A 24,584-nucleotide genomic window follows, 5' to 3' on the forward strand; every position below is an offset into this window, starting at 1 on the left:
TTAGGTAATGAAATACGTTTCTACTCGTGGCCAAGCTCCTGCATTAGGCTTTGGCGATGTTTTGTTAGCCGGTTTGGCTAGCGACGGTGGCCTTTATGTGCCAGAAAAGCTGCCAACTTTCTCACAAGAAGAAATCGCATCTTGGGCATCATTGAGCTACCAAGAACTTGCATTCAAGGTAATGTGGCCGTTTGTTGAAGGCGATGTGCCTGAAGGCGAATTCAAGCGCATGATTGATGAAGCTTACGCTGGCTTTAATCATTCTGCTGTCGCGCCGATGGTGCAAACCGACAACAACGAATGGGTATTGGAGTTATTCCGTGGGCCAACGTTAGCGTTTAAAGATTTTGCATTGCAGTTATTGGGCCGTTTGATGGACTACATCTTGGGTCAGCGCGGTGAAAAACTGGTCATTATGGGGGCAACATCCGGTGACACGGGCTCCGCTGCCATTGAAGGTTGCCGCCATTCTGAGCACCTAGACATCTTTATCTTGCACCCTTATCAGCGTGTTTCAGAAGTACAGCGCCGTCAGATGACGACTGTGATTGATGACAATGTTTTCAATATTGCAGTGAAAGGCAACTTTGACGATTGTCAGGGCATGATTAAAGCAAGTTTTGCAGATCAAGATTTCTTAAAAGGTGCGAAATTGGGCGCGGTAAACTCGATCAACTGGGCACGTATTATGGCTCAGATCGTTTACTACTTCTCTTCGGCATTGGCAGTCGGTGGTCCGCATCGTAAAGTATCATTCTCTGTGCCAACGGGTAACTTTGGTGACATTTTTGCTGGTTACTTGGCTAAGCAAATGGGCTTGCCGATTGATCAGTTGGTTGTGGCAACAAACCAGAATGATATTTTGCACCGTACGATCGCTACGAATGATATGAGCCGCCAATCTCTGAATGTGACGCTCTCTCCAAGTATGGACATCATGGTATCAAGCAACTTCGAGCGCTTGCTATTTGATGCTCATGGTCGTGACAGTGCAGCATTAGCTGATTTGATGGCGCGCTTTAACGCAGGTGACGTTACACTCAACGATGAGGCTTGGTCATTTGTGAAAGAGAACTTTGACAGTTACAAAGTAGATGATACGCGTACCTGTGAAGTGATCTCTGAAGTGTTCCAGTCAACTCAGTACTTGCTTGATCCACACACTGCGATCGGTCTTGAAGCGGCACGTCAGTGTTGGAAAGACAAATCTGTACCAATGATTACGTTGGCAACGGCTCATCCTGTGAAGTTCCCAGAAGCTGTTGAAAAAGCAGGTTGTGACTTACCAAGTTTACCTGAGCACATGAAAGACTTATTCGAGCGTGATGAAGCGTACGAAGTCATTGATAACGATCTATCTGCCGTACAAGGCTTTGTTGCAGATCGTATTTAGTTCTAAGCAGAGCAAGTAGGCCTTCTACTTGCTCTCTTCCTCTCCCTTTTATCGATTTCTCCTATCCTATGAATCTTATTTTATTAGCTCCGGAACAAGTCGTTTCAGACGATCGCTATGCGCTCAACGAACGTCAACTAAAGCACATTCAACAGGTTCTGAAAAAAGGCCAAGGAGATACGTTACGTGTTGGCGTTCTCAATGGTGCGATAGGTGATGCTAAATTCGATGCCGTGCAAGGGGAAGCTGTTATTCAAAGTTTATCCATTGAGCCACCGAAAGCGTTACCGCTGGAGCTGGTACTAGCACTGCCGAGACCGAATATGCTTAAGCGTACGCTGATGAATATTACGGCGATGGGCGTTAAAACCATTCACTTATTGAACTCCGCAAAAGTGGAAAAAAGCTACTGGCAAAGTCCAGTCCTTACTGAAGCGTCATTACATTCGTACTTAATTGAGGGGTTAGAGCAAGCCCGCGATACGGTACTTCCTACCTTGCATCGACAAGTTCGCTTTCGACCCTTTGTGGAAGATATATTGCCTACAATAATGGATGGCAAAATTGGACTGGTAGCACACCCTTATCAAGCTGAGGCTTGTCCTGTTGCTTTGTCTGAGCCAAGCATCTTGGCCATTGGACCAGAAGGTGGATGGAATGAGTTTGAGATGCAAAAATGGGGTGAAGCCGGCATGAAAACAGTACATTTAGGGGATCGAATATTAAAGGTTGAAACCGCTGTACCTGTGCTTTTATCACGGCTTTACCCAGCGTAATAATAAAAATTTACTATCAATTTGGTCAACTTTTAAGCTATCTTTCTAGATTATATGTAGAGAGTGGAAAAGTGTATATGCCAGACTATAAGAAGCAATCATGGCATTTGATTTGTAAGCGATGGTTCTCAGTGACTTTAAACGCTGGCGCGATCAATCATTCGTTTACCAATAACTCTCGACGTACATTCATCATTAACTTATTCTGCCTTGTTGGTGTACTTTTTACTGCCCCCTTGGGCATTCTTTCGCTAGTAGAAGGCAATGTGTTTGTTGGCTTAAGTCTTCTTTTGATCGCAACAGTTTATATCCTCAATCACCTTTATCTTCGCCGTACGCGAAATTATCTTTTCTCTGCAAACGTTATTTTATATCCGCTCTACACCTTGATGCTTTACCTCGTTTACAGCGGAGGCGTTAATGGTACCGGGCATGTTTGGATCTACTGTATTCCTCCTGTTTCTTTGTTTCTTCATGGTTTGAAGCGAGGCTTGCTAGAGGTCTTCCTATTTTTAATTGCGCTGACATTCATACTTTTTGTGACTCCAACTCCTTTTGATGAGTTGGGTTATCACCCTGATTTGAAAACAAGGATTATTTACTCATTTATTCTGATTGCCTTTTTGTCGACTATTTATGAGTACATATCGTCACGCTTTAATCAGTCTCTTCAAGAGCTGTCAGTAAAGCTTGAAATAGCTGCGACCACGGACCCTTTAACAGGATTACTAAATAGACGAGGACTGCAGCAGCGCCTTGAAGAACTGCTGTGGCCTGCCCCAGCATTATTACTACTGGATATTGATTATTTTAAACAGATAAATGATGAATTCGGACACAAATGTGGTGATGAATATTTAGTCCTGTTTGCTCAAACCATTGAAATGTTTTCACTGGAGCATGAAAGCTTGGTGTCGCGTTGGGGTGGGGAAGAGTTTTTGGTTGTTTTAGAGAAAACCGATAACCTCAAAGACGTGTCAGAAGCGCTTCGAAAAAAGCTTGGAGAAATCACTTTAAGCACGGAAACAGGCGCTAATATAGCGGTGACCGTTAGTATAGGTGTGACTCAAGTTGAAGCCGGAGAGAGCATATTGAAAGCAATCTCTCGTGCCGACCAAGGGTTGTACGCAGCGAAGAATAGAGGACGAAATCGGGTAGAAGTGGTAGAGAAAAGCTGTGATCACTAGGTACTTTCAAATCAAGAAAGTACCTAGTAATAGATTAATTGCGAACTTTAGAGCCTATTAAGCCGTAATAAGCAATGTATAGATAACACAGAACAGGAAGAGCAAAAGAGATCTGCAAGCCAATGTTGTCGGCTAAAGCACCTTGCATAACCGGTACAACTGCACCTCCTACAATCGCTAGGCATAGTAAGCCAGAGCCTCTGCTTGTGTTAACACCTAAACCTTTCAAGGCCAAGCTAAAAATAGTTGGGAACATAATCGAATTACATAGGCCCACTAATAAAATTGACCACATTGCTAATACACCGTCACTGCTAATAGACAGAGCAATCAATGCAGCTGCGGCAATACTGTTAAATGCTAATAACTTACCCGCTGAAATTTTCTGCATTAATACAGCCCCTGCAAAGCGACCAACCATCGCACCGCCCCAGTAGTATGCAATGTAGTGGGCTGCTTCAGACTCAGGCATGTTTGCAATGTGCTCGAGGCCAAAATAGTTTACTAAGAAACTGCCAATTGATACTTCTGCTCCTACATACATAAAGATAGCCACAGCACCTAAGACCAAATGGCGATATTCCATTAAGCTACTTTGCGTATTTCCAATTGTTTGACTGCTCTCTTCGAGGTCTGGTGTAGGTAACGAAATACGAGTAAAAATCAAAGCCAAAATAACCAGTGCGATCGCTAGACCAAAATAAGGCACGATGACACTTTCAGCTTCCTGTGCTTTGCTCGCGAACTCAACCGTTGCTGAAAAAATCAGGATACTACCAATGATAGGTGCAACCGTTGTGCCTAACGAGTTAAACGCCTGTGTCATAGTTAGACGGCTTGATGCAGTCTCTTCAGGGCCCATAATGGTCACAAGAGGATTGGCTGCAACCTGCAAAATAGTGATACCCGATGCCAGCACAAATAGTGCCGTTAAGAAAACCCAGTAGGTCTGCACTTTGGCTGCGCCGATAAACAGTAAGCAACCTGCGGCTGCAATCATCAGTCCAATCCCTAAGCCGCGTTGGAAGCCCACTTTTTTCACTAAGTTACCGGCTGGAACAGAGACCAAAAAATAGGCTCCGAAGAAGCACATCTGTATGAGCATGGCTTGCGTGTAATTTAGTGAGAAGACAGATTTAAGATGTGGGATCAAAATGTCATTCAGTGAGGTAATAAAACCCCACATGAAAAATAATGATGTGAGTGCTACAAGTGCGAAACGTTGCCCCGACTTGCTTTGGCTCACTGATGAGGCGTGAGTGCTCATAAAACCAACCTTTTTATCGTTATGGAAAGGGATCATTAGTGGGCGCGGATAATAACTGAGCTTGTTTCGGAAAAGAGTTAAAAATACGTGAATGAGTGTTAAATTCCATTAATGATGCAATTTCAAACCTGCTTTGTAACGGTTTCTTGCGAAGCGTTACCGCACCTATTTTTTTGCGGGTGAGCCTGACTTTTGTTAGACGATAGGCAAGTAAAAAAGTGGTTACAACCTGTGGTCCTAAAGCATGCTCGCGGTGGTAGTACGAGGGACGGCAAAGTTTAAAAGGAAATATGTTACAGTAGCCGCTCCACCGTATTTCAAACCTACCGATTATAAAGACTCCTACATGCGCATTATTCAACGAACCCTGCCTGATGATTTAGTCAATGACTTTCCAGCGCACTTCCCAGCGACCTTGTCACGTATTTACCGATCCCGTGGCGTGACTGGGCTAAAAGAGCTGGAGTACAAACTTGCGAGTTTAGAGCATCCCAAGCAGTTTTTTGACATCGATAATGCCGCGGCCATTTTAGCGGATGCGGTTGAGCTGGGTCAGCGTATCGTTATTGTTGGCGATTTTGATGCAGACGGTGCGACGTCGACAACACTGGGTATATTAGCGTTGACCGCAATGGGGGCGATTGAGCCACAATACATTGTCCCTAACCGCTTTGAATACGGTTACGGTCTGACGCCAGAAATCGTGCTTTTAGTGCAAGAGCTGGAGGCCGATGTATTGGTCACGGTCGATAATGGCATTGCGAGTCTGGAGGGGGTTGCTGCAGCAAAAGCCGCAGGTATGAAAGTGATTGTAACCGATCATCATTTACCCGGTGATACCTTGCCGAATGCCGATGCGATTGTTAACCCTAATCATCCAGACTGTGGCTTTCCTAGCAAAGCCTTAGCTGGTGTTGGGGTGATATTTTATGTGATGTCTGCACTTCGAGCACAACTTACCCAGCGTCAATGGTTTGAAAAAGCGCATATCCCTCGTCCTAATATGTCGGATTATCTAGATATTGTGGCGCTTGGTACGGTCGCCGATGTGGTGCCGCTGGATGCCAATAACCGCATTCTAGTTCAACAGGGGTTGGCTCGAATTCAGTCCGGTAAAGCGCGCCCTGGTATTTTAGCATTGCTGGAAATAGGGGGCCGCGATGCGAGTCGAATCAAAGCGACGGATTTAGGTTTTGTGGTGGGCCCGAGATTGAATGCCGCTGGGCGCTTAGATGATATGTCTATTGGTATTGAATGCTTGTTAGCGGAACAAACCATGTTAGCACGATCTTATGCCGAGCAGCTGGATATGCTTAATCGGGAGCGTAAAGCCATAGAGTCCGATATGAAACAGCAGGCAGAGCGTTCCTTGCAAGATCTAGAAACGGGTAGCGAGCTCCCTTATGGTATGTGCTTTTATAAAGAGGACTGGCACCAAGGGGTTATCGGGATTCTGGCTTCACGGATGAAGGAGAAGTGCCATCGCCCTGTGATTGCCTTCGCCCAAGCGGATGAAGAGACATTAAAGGGTTCTGCTCGTTCTATTCCGGGTGTGCATATTCGTGACGCGCTGGATTTATTAGCAAAACGCCATCCTGCTTTATTATCCAAATTTGGCGGTCATGCCATGGCCGCAGGCATGTCGATTAAAACAGAAGACTACCCTGCCTTTGCCAAAGCCTTTGATGACATTATTGAAGAGTGGGTGACCCCAGAGCAACTGGAAGCGACGCTTCATACGGACGGTGCTTTAGCTTCTCAAGATTTTAGTCTGGAATTTGCTGAACAGTTACGCGTAGCTGGGCCTTGGGGGCAAGCATTCCCCGAGCCTTGTTTTGATGGCGAGTTTGAATTACTGCAGCAGCGTATTGTTGGGGAAAAACACCTTAAGCTAACCTTACGCGATCCACAAACGAGCATGTTGATCGATGGCATACACTTTTTTGCCGATCTTACTGTTTGGCCAAATACTGCGCAGCGAGCGAGGTTGGTTTATAAATTGGACATTAATGAATTCCGCGGTCAGCGCAATTTGCAGCTAATGGTCGATCATATCGAGCCATTGAGTTGAATTTTAACACAATAAATACCTAGGTATTTGCATACATAGGGGCGGCATTCCTTTGATAATAGGATATAATCTGCGTCCCTCACTTAACCACCGAATAATTTTTGCAGGAGTTCATTCATGGCTGCACTGGTTCTTGACGGCAAACAATGCGCGAAAGAGACCGAAGAGCGTTTAGCAAAACAAGTTGCTAAACTAAAAGAACGTACCGGCGGTACCCCTATATTGGCTACGATCCTTGTAGGTGCAGATCCATCATCTGCTACTTACGTTAAGATGAAAGGCAATGCATGTCGCCGCGTTGGAATGGACTCTCTTGCGATTGAACTGCCGGAAACCACCACCACAGAAGAATTGCTGGCAAAGATCGAAGATCTAAATGCAAATCCTGATGTTCACGGTATCTTGCTTCAGCACCCCGTGCCTGAGCAAATCAATGAGCGCGCTTGCTTCGATGCGATTGCGGCCCATAAAGACGTAGACGGTGTTACCTGTCTTGGCTTTGGTCGTATGGCAATGAAAGAGCCAGCTTTTGGCGCTGCGACACCTGCAGGTGTTATGCGTCTATTGGAAGCCTACGATATCGACATTGAAGGCAAACATGCGGTTGTAGTGGGACGAAGCCCAATTCTAGGTAAACCAATGGCGATGATGCTGTTGAATGCCAATGCAACGGTGACTATTTGCCATTCTCGCACGCAAAACCTCTCTGACATTGTTAAACAAGCGGACATCATTGTTGGCGCAGTAGGCAAACCTGAACTGATCAAAGCGGACTGGATCAAAAATGGTGCCATTGTTATTGATGCTGGTTATCACCAAGGTGGCATCGGCGATATTGAGCTTGCGCCATTATATGAGCGAGCTTCAGCGATCACACCGGTTCCAGGTGGTGTTGGCCCAATGACAATCAATACATTGATTTTGCAAACACTGGAGTCTGGCTTAAAACAATTAAGCTAAGCTTGAAGTGACTGCTTATGATCCTCATATATAGATCATAAAGAGCCGTGCCCATGGGCGCGGCTTTGTTTTTTTAATTCAGACAAAAAGGTTACTCCCCATGTCCACAGAAATGTTATTGGATACGCTGGACTTCGATTTAATTGCGGATGTATTTGTTACCGAATCTATTTCGGCATCACCGGCTGAATTGCATGGCCAACTGTGTGGGTATCTGGCGTCAGGCGTTGCATTACCTTTAGAAGACTGGCTAGCCATGGTAGCAGAGTTCTGTGATATCGAAGGTTGGAAAGAAGACGCTAGTCGTGATGCAATTGTTGAACTGTATCAATCAACGATCGAGTTGTACCGCAATGGTGAGTACGCCTTGGTGCCTTGTATGAGCGACGATGATGCGCCACTTAGTGAACGTGGTACAACGCTAGCGCAATGGGCTCATGGCTTTTTAGTTGGTTACGGCTTATCTGGGCATAAACCAAACTTGTCAGACGATGCGAAACAAGTACTACAAGATTTTGCCAACATCTCGGCCATGCAGGCTGAAATGGAAGACCTTGAAGAGAATAATGACAACGAAACCGATTTAATTGAACTGGTCGAATACGTTCGCTTGTCTGCCATGATGTTATATTCAGAGCACGGTAGTGTTGCGGAAAAAACGGATGCCAGCCAAGCACCGCTTTTCCACTAATCGCACTTGAGTGAAGTAAAAGGAGTATGCAATGAAACTGTCTAAAGAAATTTATCGCGAGCGTCGTCAGCGCCTAATGAGTGCGCTGGGTGATCATACCGTTGCGGTGATTCGAGCAGGTGAGTTAGCCACGCGTAATAATGACTGCGACTATGAGTTTCGCCCGCATTCGAGCTTCTTTTACTTAACTGGATTCAATGAACCCAGCGCGATGCTGTTTATTCTACCGACAGGTGAGAGCCACATGGCTGTGCTGCCAAAAGATCCTGAGCGAGAGCAGTGGGATGGTTTTCGTCATGGCATGACTGGAGCGATGCAGACCTTTGGTATGGACCAAGCGGTTGAGCTTGATGAGTTAGATGGCTTGGCTTTAGAGCTGTTCGATGGCGCTGATAAAATCGCTTTGTTAATGGAAGACGAGCTGTTGCGTGATCAAGCGTTAACTTGGCGTGATGCATTAGCAGCACGTGCTCGCCAAGGCGCTGTTGCACCAACCAGTATTGTCGACTTGAGCGATGCATTGTATGAGATGCGTCTAATTAAAGACGCTGCTGAAATCGACATTATGGAACGCGCAGCGCAGATTAGTGTTCAAGCACACACCCAAGCTATGAAAACGGTTGTGCCGGGTATGATGGAATACCAGTTGGAAGCTGAGCTTAACTACGTTTTTATGAAAAATGGAGCACGCGTTCCTGCTTACAATAATATCGTGGCCTCTGGTCATAATGCCTGTGTCCTGCACTACGTTAAGAACGATGAAGAAATTGCCGATGGCGACTTAATTCTGATTGATGCGGGTGGTGAATTAGGTTGTTACGCTTCCGACATAACCCGTACTTTCCCTGCAAACGGTAAGTTTAGTGAGCCGCAGGCTCAGCTATATCAGCTGGTGTTGGATGCCTATCATTCCGGCTTAGCCCAAATGACCGTTGGTAACCCGTATGAAGCCTTTCATAACAAAGCCGTAGAAGTGTTGGTTACTGGACTAGTAAAGCTAGGTTTGTTGCAAGGGGATGTCGATGAGCTGATAGAGAACAAAGCCTATCGAGATTTTTACATGCACAATACTGGGCACTGGTTAGGTTTGGATGTACACGATTGCGGCCGTTATAAAGAAGCAGGTGAATCCCGCCTTTTGCAAGCGGGTATGGTTTTGACCCTTGAGCCAGGACTTTATATTAATCCAGATAATGAGTCAGTCGACCCTAAGTGGCGTGGTATTGGCATACGCATTGAAGATGACATACTCATCCGTGAAGAAGGTCCCTACGTATTAACTCACGGATTGGTAAAAGAGATTGCTGAGATTGAAGCCTTGATGGCGTCTAAATAAGTTGGAGTAGAGGTTTGGTATGGCCAGAGAATACGATGTAGTCATTGTGGGAGCCGGAATGGTTGGCGCGTTAACCGCAGTATTAACCGCTCAGAAAGGCTTAACTGTCGCTTTGATCGATAAACACTCTGGCCGTTATACGTTATCCACACCTCCTGCGTACGATGCACGCGTGAGTGCTATCTCAAAGTTATCCCAGAAATTGCTTGAAGAAGCAGGTGCTTGGCAGCGCATTGCGCAAGATCGACTTGCTCCCTACCATAAAATGGCGGTTTGGGACGGACTTGGGGATGGTTATGTGGATTTCGATACACATTATCAACAGGGGCAAACGCTAGGGCAGCTTGTGGAAAATGCTGTTTTATGTAATGCCTTAATGAAAAGTGTGCACGATACCCGCGGTATAGATTTGTATTTTGATGACAGTGTGGTTGCTCAACGCCAAGTAGATCAAGGTGTAGAAATAGACCTTGCTTCTGATCGTCAATTACAGGGTTCTGTGCTGATTGCGGCGGATGGCGCGAACTCTCAAGTACGACATCAAAATGGCTTTGAAACGGTCGAGTGGGATTATGGTCATCACGCTATTGTGACGACAGTTGAGATCGATCAGCCACATGAAAGTACGGCATGGCAAGCGTTTGGTGAGGAAGGCATTCTAGCCTTTTTACCTTTGCCGAGTGTCGATGACAAACATTACGTATCGATTGTTTGGTCGGTGGCGCCTGATGATGCTGAGCAGTTGGTGGCTTTGGAAGAAGCAGATTTCTGTAAGCGCTTAACGTACGCCATTAATCGCCGTTTTTCTGCGCTGTCGATTACGGTTCCGCGAATGGCAATTCCGTTGCGTCAGCGCCATGCTAAACAGTATGTGCAAGAGGGGATTGCCTTAATTGGTGATGCGGCTCATACGATTCATCCTTTAGCAGGGCAAGGTGCCAATCTTGGTTTTGCCGATGTCAGTGCGTTGGTGCCTATTCTGGTAAAAGCGCATCAGCGTGGAGAAATGCTCGGATCGATGAAAGTCCTACGTCGCTATCAGCGTGCGCGTATGTTGGACAATATTGCTATGTCGGCGTCGATGGAAGCCTTCAAACGAATGTTCATGACGCAACAGCCTATTGTTGTACAGTTGCGCAATATGGGGATGGAATTGTGTCATTCATCGGCGACCATTAAGCGTCAGTTGGTGGCTCATGCCTCTGGTATTCGCTAACGTCAGAAAAGCGATTAATTAGCGACCTAATAACCGTTTAAGAGAACCTTGGTTCTCTTTTTTTGTCTATTCATCCCGTGAATTTTGTTTTTTGCCAAGTCTGCGACGATCAAAGCGGAAAAGCTATGTAAATAAAAACAGTTTTCATTTATAGTGATATTCAAATAGTTTAGCCACAACTCATATGTGTCGAGCCTCAGAATTTATAAGGTTGTAACAATGAATGCATTAGTAAGCGTATCTGGCGCGTCTGCGCGCACTTTGGTTAGTAAAAGTATCTCAATGGCTCTAGTGGCCGGTGCTGTGTTAGGCAGTACATTGGTCACTGCCGAGGGTGAAGTGAATGTTTACTCGGCGCGAAAAGAAGCGTTGATTGCACCAGCCTTGGACGCTTTTTCAAAAGCCAATGATGTCACGGTAAACCTTGTTACAGGTAATGCCGATGCGTTGTTGCGTCGTTTACAAGTTGAGGGCAGTGCGAGCCCTGCTGATGTTTTTATCACGGTGGATGCGGGTCGTTTATACCGTGCTAAAGCAGCGGGTGTGTTGCAACCTTTTGAAACCGATGTGCTGAATGATGTCGTGCCTGACAACTTACATGATCGCGATGGGTATTGGTATGGACTGTCACAGCGTGCACGTGTGATTTTCTATAATCCAGAAAAAGTAGATGCAAGTGAGCTATCGACTTACGAAGCTCTGGCTGACCCTAAATGGAAAGGTCGTATCTGTGCGCGATCTTCTTCGAATATCTATAACCAATCACTGGTAGCGTCCATGATTGAAGCGGATGGAAAAGAAGCGACTCAAAAATGGGTAAAAGGCTTTGTTGCCAACTTCGCTCGTCCACCATTTGGTGGTGATACCGATCAGCTCAAAGCAGTTGCTGCCGGCGTGTGCGATGTGACCTTGGCGAATACGTATTACTTTGGCCGTCTAGGACAAAGCGATAAGGCATCAGATCGTGCTGTATATGATCAAGTTGCGTTATTTTGGCCCAACCAAACGGAGGGTGATCGTGGGGCGCATGTCAATGTAAGTGGCATTGGCTTAACAACCTCAGCGACAAATATCGACAATGCCAAGTTGTTAGTGGAATACTTAACGAATCATGAAAGCCAAGTGTGGTACGCTGATGTTAATAACGAATACCCTGTTATTGACGGTGTTGCCCCACCAAAGAGCTTGCAACCGTTTGGCGAATTTAAAGCTGACTCTATGTCTCTAAGTGTTCTAGGCGATAATAACCGTATGGCGGTTGAAATGATGGATACTGCGGGCTGGAAATAATCTCACTGAACTAGAGTAAGTGTATTAATGTCGACATTGACTCAAGTAAATCCTGCTGCGCAAAGCCGTAGCAGGATTTCTTTATTAAAGCTCAGCGCAATTACGATTGCGTTGTTATTGGCTGTGCCTGTGTTGATCATTTTGGTCAATATTTTTTTAGGTGGCAGTGGTGTATGGCAGCATTTATTAGATACCTTGCTGTTTGATTACATTTCCAATTCCCTTTTACTCATGTTGGGTGTCACTCTAGGGACACTTGCCATGGGCGTTCCAGCGGCTTGGTTAACAAGTGTGTGCGATTTCCCAGGGCGATCAATGTTCGCTTGGGCGTTACTCCTACCGCTTGCGATGCCAGCTTACATCATTGCTTATACCTACACGGGCTTATTTGATTTTGCTGGGCCTGTACAAACCTTTATTCGTGATGTAACAGGATTAGGGTACGGTGAGTATTGGTTCTTTGAAATGCGCTCTTTAGGCGGCGCCTTTGTGATGCTTTCGTTAGTACTGTATCCATACGTGTATTTAATGAGCCGTGCGGCGTTTCTGGAACAATCGGCGAATACTTTAGAAGTGTGTCGTACACTTGGTTATTCTGCGCCACAGGCGTTTTTTCGTTTAGCATTACCTATGGCCAGACCTGCTATCGTAGCGGGTGTAACATTGGCGATGATGGAGACTTTAGCCGATTACGGTACCGTGCAGTATTTTGGCGTGACGACTTTTACAACGGGCATCATGCGTACTTTTTATGGGTTTGGTGATCTGGCGGCTGCATCGCAGCTGGCTGGTATCTTGTTGTTGTTTGTAGCTGTGCTCATTTTTGCTGAACGCTACTCCCGTAGAAAAATTTCGTACCATGCTTCTGGTCTGCGTAAAGCCAGCCAACGTAAAATCGAGTTGCGCGGTATTTATGGTGTCGCAGCCTTTACGGCGTGTGCTATTCCTGTTTTAGCGGGCTTTGTTATCCCCGCACTGATATTGTTCTATTGGGCAGTGTTTGAAGCCGAGGCAGTGGGTTGGGGTTTTATACAGCTGGCTTGGAACTCATTCTATTTGGCGGCTTTAGCGGCTTTGATCGCAGTCTCGTTAGCTATGGTGTTAGCGTACGCTGGGCGACTGAATAAAGAGAGAAGTGTTCAAACAGCGATTGTTACCTCAGGTATGGGCTATGCTTTACCGGGTACTATTACTGCTATTGGAGTCATTGTTCCATTAGCATGGTTAGATCATCGAATCATTGAATTTGTTCAGCATACCTTTGATACTAAAATCGGGTTGTTTTTCTCTGGGACCATTGCAGCGTTATTATTTGCCTATACCGTACGCTTTATGGCGGTGTCGTTAGGCTCGGTCCAAAGTGGTTTAGGGAAAATAAAGCCAAGCATGGATATGGCAGGCCGCTCATTAGGTTGTACGCCAGCTCAGGTACTGCGTCGTATCCATGTACCTTTATTAAAAAGCTCTGTACTCACAGCATTATTAATTGTTTTTGTTGATGTCTTAAAAGAGTTGCCAGCAACATTAATTTTGCGTCCATTTAACTTTAATACGCTGGCTGTCAGAGCGTTTGAACTGGCTTCTGACGAGCGTCTAGTGGATGCTGCTCCTGCATCATTAATGATTGTCGCAGTAGGCCTAATTCCAGTGATTTTGTTAAGCCGATCTATTTCATCCAGTGCACAGCATTAGGCTTAATGAGGTATAACATGACAGCAATGCCACCCAATAAAATGTTAAAAGAACTCAAATTAAGCAATATCGCAGTGGGTTACCAAGGTATACCTGTGGTGCAAGAGGCTAACTTTCGAATTGTCGAAGGCCAGATAGGTTGCTTACTCGGGCCAAGCGGTTGCGGTAAGTCGACTTTACTACGTGCCATTGCCGGTTTTGAGCCGCTTATGGGCGGTGAAATTACACTTGATAATGAAGTGTTGTCCTCTCCAACGAAAATACTGAGCCCTGAAAAGCGTAGCATTGGTATGGTCTTTCAAGACATTGCCTTATTTCCGCATTTAACTATTGGCGCCAATATTGCGTTTGGCCTAAAAGGCTGGTCGAAAAAAGAGGTTCAGGCTCGCATTGAGTACTTGCTCGAACTTGTAGGTTTAGAGGGTTATAACGAACGCTATCCACACTCCTTGTCAGGTGGGCAGCAACAGCGTGTTGCATTGGCCCGTGCTATTGCACCAAAACCAAAACTCTTACTAATGGATGAGCCGTTCTCAGGGCTTGATGCGAAGCTGCGAGAAGAGCTTGTACCTGATATTCGTGCCATCTTGCAGCATGAAAAAGTGGGTGCGATTCTTGTGTCACATGATCAAGCGGAAGCGTTTGCGATGGCGGATCAGGTCGCAATCATGGAAGCTGGGCGTATTTTACAAGTTGGAACGCCCTACGAGATTTACCATGAGCCAGCCTCTCGCTTTGTTGCCATGTTTATTGGCCAGGGTGACTTCTTGCCAGCTGTTGTGTGTGGTGATAACTGCGTGCATTCAGATCTAGGTGAGATTCATGGTGATATGGATCATGGCTTTAAGTCTGGTGCGAAAGTGGACTTACTGGTTCGCCCTGATGACATTTTGCACGATGATGACAGTGCTTTCAAAGGCCTAATTGTCAGTAAATGGTTCCGTGGGTCTTACTTTTTATATCGTGTGAAATTGCCATCTGGAAAAGTAACTTATTGCTTTGCGTCGTCGCATCACAACCATTCTGTAGGCCAAGAAATTGGCCTAAGCGTCAATTTAGATCACCTAGTGATGTTTCCTACGAATTGAGTGGGCGCCAAACTTAAAAAAGCACCTCAGGTGCTTTTTTAAGTTTGGGGATTAAAGATTACCAATACCTTGTTCGCGGCATGTATCGATAATACCTTCGAAGTCATATTCGGTGAGCGATAAATGCTCTAATGCAAAGTGTCCGATTTGCATCCACTCGTAATCTTCAGCGGCTTTCCCTAAGTGTTTATAGGTTGTGCTGATGTGCTCTGCCATTTTCAAAATAGACATAAAGGTAAGATACTTACTGTCGCCAGCAATACGTTCATTGTAGAGCTTTTGCGCACGGTGATGATGAGCAATGACGTAACAACAGGCTTTGGGTAAGGCCCAAGATTTTGCCAGATAGTAACCTACAACCGAGTGATTGGTCCGGAAGGTACGGTTTTCAATATCAGTGAGTTCAAAGTCATAACTTTGATAGCCTTCTTCTAACACTGCTTTGTAGCCTTTAAAGCGGCTCATCATAAGCGGAATACCTGCATTGTGGAACAAACCTAACGCATAACATTCGTCTTGATACTTAAAACCAATTTGATGGGCGATACTAGAACAGACGGCTGCAACATCCATCGCGTTGTCCCAAAAGTTATGCATTTCCTCAATAGCACCATCGGAGAGTTCTCCTTTGACCGCTAAGCCATTCACAATATTTGAGACAGAATGTATACCCAGCATCATCACTGCTTGTTGAATAGAGGATATTTTACGGGGTAATCCGTAATAAGCCGAGTTCACAAATTTAAGTACGGCGGCGGATAAGCCAACATCTTGCGAGATGATTTGTGCGATGCGGTTCATATCCGGCTCTGGCATCGCTTGTTCCATATGTAGGTCTACCATGACCTGCGGCTGTGGCGGAATAGCGATCCCCTGAAGCACGCGTTTGAGTTGATCGTCATTTATACCAGTAGACATTGGAGCCTCTTTTTTTTGAATCTACTTAATGAAAAGATCACGAAATACACCATTATCGTAGAAATCCAACACTGAACAATTATAATAGCGTTTTTTACGTAACCTTGGTGAGAATTTTGAGTGTAATTAGGTTAAAAGGGCAAGCGGACAGAAGACTTCGTGCTGGCCATCAGTGGATTTATAGCAATGAAGTGAACATGGATGCGACGCCTTTAAAGCAGTTTAATGCTGGAGATCAAGTAATTGTTGAAACGGCCCAAGGTAAACCTTTGGGTGTAGCAATGATTAACCCTAATACACTGATCTGTGGTCGTTTGATTAGCCGTAGCGTTGATACAGTGTTAAACAAATCGACTCTTATTCATCGATTGAAAATTGCGTTGTCGTTGCGTGATATGACATACCCTGAGCCATACTATCGCTTGGTTTTTGGTGACTCAGATGGCTTATCTGGTCTGGTTGTCGATCGCTTTGCTGATATTCTAGTGGTACAAATCTCTACTGCTGGCATTGAACGTATTAAAGACGAAGTCATTGAGGCGTTGCAAGAAGTGGTTAAGCCAAGCGCCATTTTGATGAAAAACGATGGCAAAATGCGCAATGTTGAAGGGTTAGATACCTACGTTGAAGAAGTGTTTGGTCATGTGCCAGAAGTCGTTTATTTAAAAGAGAACGACGTACTTTTCCAAGCGCCGGTTTGGGACGGTCAAAAAACTGGTTGGTTTTACGACCATCGTGAAAACCGCAAAACCATGCAAACCTTCTGTTCAGGTAAGCGTGTTTTAGACGTGTTCTCTTACGTGGGCGGTTGGGGTGTCCAAGCTGCTGCAGCCGGTGCCACGGATGTGACTTTCATAGATGCTTCGGAAGCGGCACTTGATCATGCGGATGCGAACCTTGTTTTAAACCAGTACGAAGGTGAATCCAATCTGTTACAAGGGGATGCATTTGAAGCGATGCAGTCTTTGATCGAAGAGAAACAACGTTTTGATGTCGTCGTTATGGATCCTCCAGCATTTATTGCACGCCGTAAAGACATCAAAGCTGGAGAAGGGGCTTATCATCGCGCAAATCAATTAGCGATGCGATTGGTTGCAAAAGGTGGCATTCTTGTATCTGGCTCATGTTCAATGCATTTAGAAACGAGCCGTTTGCATGATATCGTGCGCAGTAATAGTCGTCAGCTAGAGCGCTTCTCTCAGTTAGTCTACCGCGGTACGCAAGCACCTGATCATCCGGTACATCCTGCGATTCCTGAAACAGAGTACCTAAAAGCACTGTTCTATCGAATACATAACAATATGGGCTTATAGTCCTGTTGATACTAGAAAACGCAGCCTCGGCTGCGTTTTTTTAAGGGAGGTTGTTTTGTAATTGTTTTCTTATGCGGCTTAAAGCAATAGGGGTAATCCCAATATAGGATGCAATTTGTTGTTTGGGTAATGTGTCTTTTAATTCAGAGAAATCTCGGCAAAAATCCAAGTATCGCTGCGTCGCAGAATATTTCACCATGGCATGCTCTTTTTGTTCCTTGGCAATAAAGATACTTTCTAAGAACTTAATATAGGCTTGAGTAAACGCTAGATCTTGACTCATTTGTTGATAAAAGGATTGCCATGAAAATGAAAAGGCAACACTGTCCACAACAGCCTCAATACTAAAAGATGCAGGCTGAGCAAGCGTCAGTGCACGAGTCGAACCTACCAGCTTAGGCGCTTTGGCCAATGTTTGAGTGTATTCTTTGCCACTTTCGGAGAGGCTGTAATAACGCACTAAACCACGGCTCAGAAAAAACATATTTGCGCTTGCCTCACCTTGATTTAATATGCATTCCCCTTTACTAAGTGAATGCACTTTGATCTCAAGCGCCAAAGAATCCCAATGAATACCTTGTTGATACTGGTCGAAAAAGTGCATCAGTTGATGCGTCAAATATTGTTTGTCCATATCTCTATTCCGAGAGTGTTGTCTGATGACTGTCTATCATTAGGATTGCCAGTAGCACCATAAAAGTACCGATCACGAAACCATAAGAAAAGAGCAATATGGCTTCGCTTTGTGTGGCTTGATAAATAGCCACCCAAATCGGTATGGTATAGCTAAACGCCAGTAGACGTGATGCGCCCCCATAACGAATAACGAGTTGTTGCAGCACAAAGGTGAGTAGCGTCGTAAACAGTGTCAAATAGATAAGTAGTAGCCAAAATTTAGAGGCTTGCCAAGCGACATGACTTAAATCGCCCCAAGTTAGGGTAATTGGAATGAGCCAAGCCGAGCCAAACAGCATGATTCTATAAGCGCCTTCAAAAGCGGCGACGTGTCCTCCCCAGTGCTGCACACTAATGATATGTAAAGCCAATAATCCACACGCGATAAAATAAATGGCATCGCCAATATGCCAGACCATTTGACCTTCGCGAGTAAAGACTAAGACACTGATTGCACCAGCGGATCCAATCATATACCCCAGCCAATGTTTGAACGACGTGCGCTGACCAAAAGCGAACATTAGCATGGCACCTAATAACGGTACGAAAGTATACATGACCGAGGTATTCAAAGAGGACGTTGTTTTCAAAGCGGTAAAAAGTCCAATGAAGAACCCGACTAAGGACCCGCTTATCAGTAAATAGCGAAGCGTTAAAATAGGCGATTTGAACACGGTTATCAGAGAGCTTTTAGTCGAACGTTGGATGAAAAAGTAGATTGGCGACATGACTAGCAGCGCTAAGGTAAAGCGCAGCCCTGTTGTCGCCAGAGGCGACGCGTAGGGGGTGATATAGGCTGAGGCAATAAAAGATGAAGCCATCAACCCAGCCCAAAGCAACGCCACTAGAATAGAATGCATAATGGCTTCCTTTAGTTTTTCGTAATTTCTAGTTTCGGGGCGATATGATGAGTATATAGAAATTCACAAAGCTCGGGTTCGATACAGAGATCAAAGGTGTTTCGGAGTATTCCACATAATTTCTCCGGCGAATCAATAATTGAGACAGATTCAGAAGATTCTGTGGCATGTTTAAATCTTTGATTGGCGAGAGAGAATGTTTCCGTAGGTGTTTTCTGACTTACCACAACATTATTTACAAATACGGCGGATGCATGTTTATGCGAGTAAAAATGTCCGACTTCGCAGTCCGCATCACTGTACTGAGCAAGATCAAAACGGTACAAGATGAAAGGCTCGCCTTCTTTAAGTAACAGTAATTCGTACTCATTGTGATTGGTGGCTCGAATTTGGTAATACTCAAGTCCTGCTTTTTGAGGTGTATTACGGTTGAAAGCAATGGGTAAAATAGGGCACGTCGCACCAAATCCAACATCCACTAAATATGTTTCCCCCGCACACTCAACGATGGTCAATCGATGCGTTCTAGGTACCGGTCGTTCGTTGTTATTAATGACTTTTGCCAGAACCAAACGGACATTGAAGCCCCATTCGGCAAGTGCTTCATAGGCGATTTTGTTATGTTCAAAGCAGTAGCCTCCTGCACCGCGCTGAACGACTTTTTTAAGTATGGATTGACTGTCTAGTGATAGATCTTTGTGTAGTAAAACGGCTAAGTTGTTAAATGTGAAACGCTCAATATGATGCACTGTAAAAGCGTTTAAAAAGTCTAAATTAGGCTCTTGAGGACGAGCCAGATTTAGCGCTTTTAAATAGTCGGTGTAAGTCATTGTTATTCAGCTCCTACGCTAAGAATTGAACAAGATCTTGGCTTGGAATACGAACTTTTGTTGGAAGTTCAAGCGAGTCGTTTCGGTAGCCAACAGCGCAAATGACGCAGGTGTTCAAACCTTGGTTTTCAAACCCCAAAAGCTGATTAAATGCCTCTATGTCGAAGCCAGTCATAGGGCATGTGTCGATGCTTTGTGTGGCTGCTTCTGTTAACAAAGAACCCAGAGCGATATAAGCTTGCTGCTGCGCCCAGTTTTGTTGCTCTTGATGGCTTTTAGCTGCTATTGCAGATTTAATGTGATCAGAATAACCATCGAGACTGCCTATCTCGGCTCCTGTTTGCTCATAGTAGTGTTGAAAGTATTGATCAACGAGCTCATCACCAATCTTAGTTTGATGAGCGAATACAATTAAATGTGAGCATTCGTGTAGTTGGGGTTGATTAAACGTATGCTTAGCAAGTTGTTTAAGTAGGATTGGGTTTTCTATTACCCATACCTGATAAGGTTGTAAACCGTAAGAAGAGACGGAAAGTCTGGCCGCTTCCGTTAGGTCAGCAATGTGTGCTTTGGAAACTTTCTTGCTGGAAAAGTGCTTTAATGAATGCCGCCATTTCAAGGCTGGAAGAGTAGTCATGACTGTTTACCTCTGAATTAATAAGTAAGTTCAGTCACTTTAGCCAGCTTTTAACTGAAAATAATTAACCTAAGTTTAGTACCCTAAAAATTTTACCTAAATTTAAAGTCACGCTAAGATCCGCAACAATCAAGTTTTTGATGTTTGTAAAACCTGTGGCGAAGCCACCTACACGGAGTAATAGAAAATGAAACGGTTAATTGGGCTGCTTGCCCTGTTGCTGATGTTGCCACTAGTCGGATGTGCATCCAAGACAGTTACGCCACTAGAAGTAGGTACAAAAGTAACGTTGAAAGGAATAGAGAATCAGTACGGCGAACCGTTTAAAAACCAAAATTCAATGCAGGCACTTATGTTTGTAGAAGGAATGTCAGCCAAAGAAGTGCTTCAAAGTGCGCTTGATAGGCTTGATAAGAGCTGTTTGGATGAAGGAAAGTTAGTTTACCTTGCTGATATCAGTGGTATGCCGAGTTTGATTTCAAAGATGGTGGCAGTACCTAAAATGCGTACTTATGATTATCCTATCTGGCTTGATCGAGAAGGGGATATATCTGCGACGCTTCCAAGTAAAGAGGGCCATGTTTCGTTGCTTAGTATTAATAAGCAAGTAGTGACGTCTGCAAGCTTCTACGCTAACAATAATACGTTGTCTCAAGCACTGATTAATGAGTGTGGCATTGAGCGCTAGCGAATACTGAACAATCATAAAAAACGCAGCATCGACTGCGTTTTTTATGATGATAGAGACTACATAGAATTGCCACGTAGAGAAATATGTGGCCAGCCGCGCTCTTTTGCGATCTCTGTTAAGGTCGGGTCAGCGTCTACAGCAATAGGGTGTTCAACCAATTCAAGCAAAGGTAAATCATTGCGAGAGTCGCTATAGAAATAACTGCCTTCCATAGAATGACCAGTTTCTTTTAGCCAATCATTTAAGCGAGTTACCTTACCTTCTTGGAAGCTCGGGATACCGACGACATTTCCCGTGTATTGATCATCAATCACTTCCGGGACGGGCGCAATAATGTGATCCATACCGAGAGAATCTGAGATCGGGCCCGTTACAAATTGATTTGTCGCGGTAATCAATAACAAAAAATGACCTTGGTCTTTGTGAAACTTCAGTAGTTTAGAGGCTTCTTCTTGCATCATCGGACGTACTTTTACATCCATAAACTCTTGATGTAATGCGTCACGCTCGGCTTTACTGAATTGCGTGAGCGGTTTTAGGCTGAATGCTAAATATTCATAAATATCCAATGCGCCTGCTTGATACTGTTGAAAAAAACGATCGTTCGCTTGTTTATAGAGTTTTGTATCAACTAAGCCCTTCTCAACTAGGAACTGCCCCCAGTTGTAGTCACTGTCGCCGCTTAGCAGCGTTCCGTCTAAGTCAAATATTGCCAGTGTCACAGCATCACCTATTAATTGAATTATGTTGCACAGTATAACGGCGGCATTGACAAATAACATCCCGATTAATTGTGTGAAACACGGAATTATGGAACAATGATGAGCATTAGTTTTTAGTTATAAGGTGAGACCTCGTGATTGATGCAGACGGATACAGACCGAATGTAGGCATCATCTTGATGAACGAACGAGGCCAGCTTCTTTGGGCGAGGCGCGTAGGACAAAACGCGTGGCAGTTCCCCCAAGGCGGCATAAAAGCGGATGAAACACCGGAACAAGCCTTATACCGCGAACTCAAGGAAGAAGTGGGGTTAGAGCCACATCAAGTTGAGATCGTTGGTAGAACCCGAGGCTGGTTGCGTTACAGGCTTCCTAAGCGAATGCTGCGTCACAATAGCAAACCCTTATGCATCGGACAGAAACAGAAATGGTTTTTGCTTTCCATTCGCTGTGCAGATGCGTGCGTGTGTGTTGATAGCAGTGATTGTCCAGAGTTTGATGGATGGCGCTGGGTAAGTTATTGGTATCCGTTAGGCCAAGTGGTTGCGTTCAAAAAGGATGTCTATCGTCGTGCATTAAAGGAACTCGTTCCCAATGCACACAGATGGTTAAAGCGTACGAAAAAGCCGGCATAAGCTTCGCTTTATCCTGCGCCAGACAGTAGAGGATTTATGTTAAGTTTATTGAGACGAATCACCCAAGAAGTTACAGCGGCTCAGTCGTTGCAAGCTGCGCTCGATATTATTGTGCGTCGTGTGCGTCGGGCAATGCGCTCTGAAGTGTGCTCAATTTACTTAGTCGATCCTAACAGTCAAGATTACGTACTAATGGCAACCCGTGGTTTAAATGCGGACGCCGCGGGCAAACTCAGCCTTAAATCCGATGAGGGTTTGGTCAGTTTAGTGGGACGTCGAGCGGAGCCTGTTAACCTAGAAGATGCGCACGTCCACCCTGCCTTCCATTACTTAAGTGGTACTGGTGAAGAGCGTTATCGTTCATTCTTAGGTGTGCCTATTATCCACCATCGTCAAGTTCTTGGCGTGCTTGTTGTACAGCATGAAGACCGCCGACGCTTTGATGAGGGGGAAGAAGCCTTTCTGATTACCTTATCAGCCCAGCTTGCAGGTGTTATCGCGCATGCCGAAGCAACGGGCGCGATGATGTCTTTAACACCGAATACGCCACCTTCGGGAACAGACTTTCGCTACAAGGGGATTGCTGGCAGTTCGGGTGTGGCGATTGGTAAAGCGGTTGCGATTTACCCACCTGCCGATTTAGACGTTATTCCCGATCGAACACCGCAAAGTGTTGCCTCTGAGATCGAAGATTTTTATCAGGCACTTGGCGCAGTTCGTAAAGACATTAAGAAAGTTAGTAGTCGCTTAAGTCAGCACATTAGTACTGATGAAAAAGCATTGTTTGATGTGTATTTAAAAATTCTCGATGATAACTCTCTTGCTGCTGAAATCGTCCGTAAGATCGAAGAAGGCAACTGGGCACCTGGAGCATTGCGTCAGGTCGTTAAGCTTCACATCTCAGTATTCGAGCAGATGGAAGACCCTTACTTGCGTGAGCGCGCAACGGATATTCGGGATTTAGGACGTCGAATCTTATCTCACTTACAAGAAAAAACGACCAATGTTAGTGAGGAGATCACTGGGCCAGTGATTCTTGTGGGTGAAGAATTGACTGCCTCGATGCTGGGTGAATACCCGCTCGAAAAAGTTAAAGGTTTGGTGTCTGTGATGGGCTCAAGCAGTTCACACGTAGCAATTCTGGCGCGTGCAATGGGTATTCCGACGGTAATGGGGGCGGTCGACTTACCGTATACCAAGCTTGATAAAGTTGACATGATCGTGGATGGCTACTCTGGTCAGATTTATACCTATCCTTCGGAAGCAATCATCGACAGTTATCAGCAAATTGTTGATGAAGAGCGTGAGCTTGAAAGTGAGTACGAGCAACTTAAAGATCTGCCATGCGAAACCTTGGATGGTCAGCGTATAGGCTTATACGTGAACACCGGCTTATTGGCAGATGTGAACCGCTCTTTGGATCGAGGTGCAGAAGGTGTCGGTCTATACCGTACCGAAGTGCCCTTTATGATTCGCGATCGCTTCCCAACTGAAGCGGAGCAAGAGCAAATTTACCGTCAGCAGCTTGAAGGCTTTGCCCCTGCACCAGTGACTATTCGAACATTGGATATTGGTGGTGATAAAGCGCTGCCTTATTTTCCAATCAAAGAAGAAAACCCATTTTTGGGCTGGCGTGGTATTCGTGTCACATTGGATCATCTTGAGATATTTATGGCGCAAATTCGGGCCATGATCAAAGCCAGTTCAGGACTACACAATTTGAAAATCATGTTGCCGATGATTTCCAATGTGGCTGAAGTAGAAGAAGCCTTAGCATTAATTCGACGCGCTTATGCTGAAGTGAAAGAAGAAGGTTTTGATGTGGTGATGCCACTAGTTGGCGTGATGATTGAAGTGCCGAGCGCGGTTTATCAAGCCAAAGAGTTAGCGGCAATGGTCGATTTCATGTCTGTGGGTAGTAATGACTTAACCCAGTATTTGCTCGCGGTGGACCGTAATAATTCTCGTGTGGCAAATTTGTACCACACATTCCACCCTGCGGTGCTGCGAGCTTTAGCCGACATTGTCGAACGTACTCGAGGTGAGGGCGTTAAGTTGAGTGTTTGTGGTGAGCTAGCCGGGGATCCACTGGGTGCGATTTTAATCATGGCTATGGGTTACGACACCCTGTCGATGAGCTCAACAAGCTTACCAAAAGTCAAAGCAGTCTTACGCAAGCTTAGTATGGCTCAAGCGCAAGATATGTTGCATCAAGTACTACCATTGGTGCATTCTGATGCCGTTCGTCAGACCATGATGAAACTCGTACGCGAAGCGGGGGTCGAACGACTCATTCGTCCGTCTAAAACGGCCGCTCTTCAGTAACAACATCAACG

General features: G+C 45.1%; 22 protein-coding genes. 15 read left to right on the forward strand and 7 right to left on the reverse strand.

Features of this window, described 5'->3' with window-relative positions:
* Nucleotides 1–7 precede the first annotated feature (7 nt).
* From thrC to AYW75_RS17785, 3 genes are all read left to right on the forward strand, one after another.
* Nucleotides 8–1,393: a threonine synthase gene (gene thrC, locus AYW75_RS17775; protein ID WP_067102416.1), complete on the forward strand. Its 1,386-nt coding sequence runs from the start codon at nt 8–10 to the stop codon at nt 1,391–1,393.
* Between the two features lie 68 nt (nt 1,394–1,461).
* The gene (locus tag AYW75_RS17780; RefSeq protein WP_067102419.1) at nt 1,462–2,169 is read left to right on the forward strand and encodes a 16S rRNA (uracil(1498)-N(3))-methyltransferase; all 708 of its coding nucleotides are present in this window, start codon (nt 1,462–1,464) and stop codon (nt 2,167–2,169) included.
* 77 nt (nt 2,170–2,246) lie between these two features.
* Nucleotides 2,247–3,356: a GGDEF domain-containing protein gene (locus AYW75_RS17785; protein WP_067102422.1), complete on the forward strand. Its 1,110-nt coding sequence runs from the start codon at nt 2,247–2,249 to the stop codon at nt 3,354–3,356.
* Between the two features lie 34 nt (nt 3,357–3,390).
* On the opposite strand, the gene AYW75_RS17790 is transcribed toward AYW75_RS17785, so the two are convergent.
* The gene (locus AYW75_RS17790; RefSeq protein ID WP_067102425.1) at nt 3,391–4,623 is read right to left on the reverse strand and encodes a sugar MFS transporter; all 1,233 of its coding nucleotides are present in this window, start codon (nt 4,621–4,623) and stop codon (nt 3,391–3,393) included.
* Between the two features lie 346 nt (nt 4,624–4,969).
* On the opposite strand from AYW75_RS17790, the gene recJ reads away from it, so the two are divergent.
* The 8 genes from recJ (at nt 4,970) to AYW75_RS17830 (ending at nt 14,967) form a co-directional block, all read left to right on the forward strand.
* A complete protein-coding gene (recJ, locus tag AYW75_RS17795) occupies nt 4,970–6,694 on the forward strand; it encodes a single-stranded-DNA-specific exonuclease RecJ (protein ID WP_067102427.1) in 1,725 nt (574 codons plus the stop codon).
* 117 nt (nt 6,695–6,811) lie between these two features.
* Nucleotides 6,812–7,654 (forward strand): bifunctional methylenetetrahydrofolate dehydrogenase/methenyltetrahydrofolate cyclohydrolase FolD, encoded by an 843-nt coding sequence (gene folD / locus AYW75_RS17800; protein ID WP_067102429.1) that lies wholly within the window; start codon nt 6,812–6,814, stop codon nt 7,652–7,654.
* A 100-nt stretch (nt 7,655–7,754) separates the two neighbouring features.
* On the forward strand, nt 7,755–8,345 hold the full coding sequence (locus AYW75_RS17805) for a UPF0149 family protein (protein WP_067102431.1): 591 nt from the start codon (nt 7,755–7,757) through the stop codon (nt 8,343–8,345).
* Nucleotides 8,346–8,376: 31 nt separating this feature from the next.
* Nucleotides 8,377–9,681: an aminopeptidase P N-terminal domain-containing protein gene (locus AYW75_RS17810; RefSeq protein ID WP_067102432.1), complete on the forward strand. Its 1,305-nt coding sequence runs from the start codon at nt 8,377–8,379 to the stop codon at nt 9,679–9,681.
* A 19-nt stretch (nt 9,682–9,700) separates the two neighbouring features.
* Nucleotides 9,701–10,897, forward strand: coding sequence for a UbiH/UbiF/VisC/COQ6 family ubiquinone biosynthesis hydroxylase (locus AYW75_RS17815; protein WP_067102433.1), 1,197 nt, complete (start codon nt 9,701–9,703; stop codon nt 10,895–10,897).
* A 282-nt stretch (nt 10,898–11,179) separates the two neighbouring features.
* Nucleotides 11,180–12,187 (forward strand): Fe(3+) ABC transporter substrate-binding protein, encoded by a 1,008-nt coding sequence (locus AYW75_RS17820; protein WP_067102493.1) that lies wholly within the window; start codon nt 11,180–11,182, stop codon nt 12,185–12,187.
* A gap of 27 nt (nt 12,188–12,214) precedes the next feature.
* The gene (locus AYW75_RS17825) at nt 12,215–13,879 is read left to right on the forward strand and encodes an ABC transporter permease (RefSeq protein WP_067102434.1); all 1,665 of its coding nucleotides are present in this window, start codon (nt 12,215–12,217) and stop codon (nt 13,877–13,879) included.
* Between the two features lie 17 nt (nt 13,880–13,896).
* Nucleotides 13,897–14,967 carry an ABC transporter ATP-binding protein gene (locus AYW75_RS17830; RefSeq protein WP_067102437.1) on the forward strand — a complete coding sequence of 357 codons (1,071 nt, stop codon included), beginning with the start codon at nt 13,897–13,899 and terminating at the stop codon, nt 14,965–14,967.
* Nucleotides 14,968–15,018: 51 nt separating this feature from the next.
* Here the strand turns inward: AYW75_RS17830 and AYW75_RS17835 are convergent, their stop codons facing one another.
* A complete protein-coding gene (locus AYW75_RS17835; protein WP_067102440.1) occupies nt 15,019–15,885 on the reverse strand; it encodes an HDOD domain-containing protein in 867 nt (288 codons plus the stop codon).
* A gap of 116 nt (nt 15,886–16,001) precedes the next feature.
* Between AYW75_RS17835 and AYW75_RS17840 the strand changes: the two genes are divergently transcribed.
* On the forward strand, nt 16,002–17,198 hold the full coding sequence (locus AYW75_RS17840; RefSeq protein ID WP_067102443.1) for a class I SAM-dependent rRNA methyltransferase: 1,197 nt from the start codon (nt 16,002–16,004) through the stop codon (nt 17,196–17,198).
* A 40-nt stretch (nt 17,199–17,238) separates the two neighbouring features.
* Here the strand turns inward: AYW75_RS17840 and AYW75_RS17845 are convergent, their stop codons facing one another.
* Genes AYW75_RS17845 through AYW75_RS17860 form a run of 4 tightly spaced genes read right to left on the reverse strand, consistent with a single transcriptional unit; the run spans nt 17,239 to nt 20,200 of the window.
* Complete coding sequence (locus AYW75_RS17845) at nt 17,239–17,832, reverse strand: Crp/Fnr family transcriptional regulator (protein WP_067102446.1); 594 nt, start codon at nt 17,830–17,832, stop codon at nt 17,239–17,241.
* 4 nt (nt 17,833–17,836) lie between these two features.
* Entirely contained in the window at nt 17,837–18,733 is an 897-nt protein-coding gene (locus AYW75_RS17850; RefSeq protein ID WP_067102450.1) for a DMT family transporter, read from the reverse strand.
* Between the two features lie 11 nt (nt 18,734–18,744).
* Complete coding sequence (locus AYW75_RS17855) at nt 18,745–19,563, reverse strand: arylamine N-acetyltransferase family protein (RefSeq protein ID WP_067102452.1); 819 nt, start codon at nt 19,561–19,563, stop codon at nt 18,745–18,747.
* 13 nt (nt 19,564–19,576) lie between these two features.
* A complete protein-coding gene (locus AYW75_RS17860) occupies nt 19,577–20,200 on the reverse strand; it encodes a nitroreductase family protein (RefSeq protein WP_067102464.1) in 624 nt (207 codons plus the stop codon).
* 187 nt (nt 20,201–20,387) lie between these two features.
* Between AYW75_RS17860 and AYW75_RS17865 the strand changes: the two genes are divergently transcribed.
* Entirely contained in the window at nt 20,388–20,888 is a 501-nt protein-coding gene (locus tag AYW75_RS17865) for a hypothetical protein (RefSeq protein WP_067102466.1), read from the forward strand.
* Between the two features lie 59 nt (nt 20,889–20,947).
* Here the strand turns inward: AYW75_RS17865 and AYW75_RS17870 are convergent, their stop codons facing one another.
* Nucleotides 20,948–21,613: a histidinol-phosphatase gene (locus AYW75_RS17870; protein ID WP_067102468.1), complete on the reverse strand. Its 666-nt coding sequence runs from the start codon at nt 21,611–21,613 to the stop codon at nt 20,948–20,950.
* Between the two features lie 134 nt (nt 21,614–21,747).
* Between AYW75_RS17870 and AYW75_RS17875 the strand changes: the two genes are divergently transcribed.
* Together AYW75_RS17875 and ptsP are read left to right on the forward strand one after the other, a co-directional pair.
* Nucleotides 21,748–22,248, forward strand: a complete 501-nt coding sequence (locus AYW75_RS17875) for an RNA pyrophosphohydrolase (RefSeq protein WP_067033679.1) — start codon at nt 21,748–21,750, stop codon at nt 22,246–22,248.
* A gap of 36 nt (nt 22,249–22,284) precedes the next feature.
* Complete coding sequence (gene ptsP, locus AYW75_RS17880; protein ID WP_067102472.1) at nt 22,285–24,573, forward strand: phosphoenolpyruvate--protein phosphotransferase; 2,289 nt, start codon at nt 22,285–22,287, stop codon at nt 24,571–24,573.
* The last annotated feature ends 11 nt before the right edge of the window (nt 24,574–24,584 follow it).

The sequence above is a fragment of the Marinomonas atlantica genome (assembly GCF_001639725.1).
In the GTDB taxonomy this organism is placed as follows: Bacteria; Pseudomonadota; Gammaproteobacteria; order Pseudomonadales; family Marinomonadaceae; genus Marinomonas; species Marinomonas atlantica.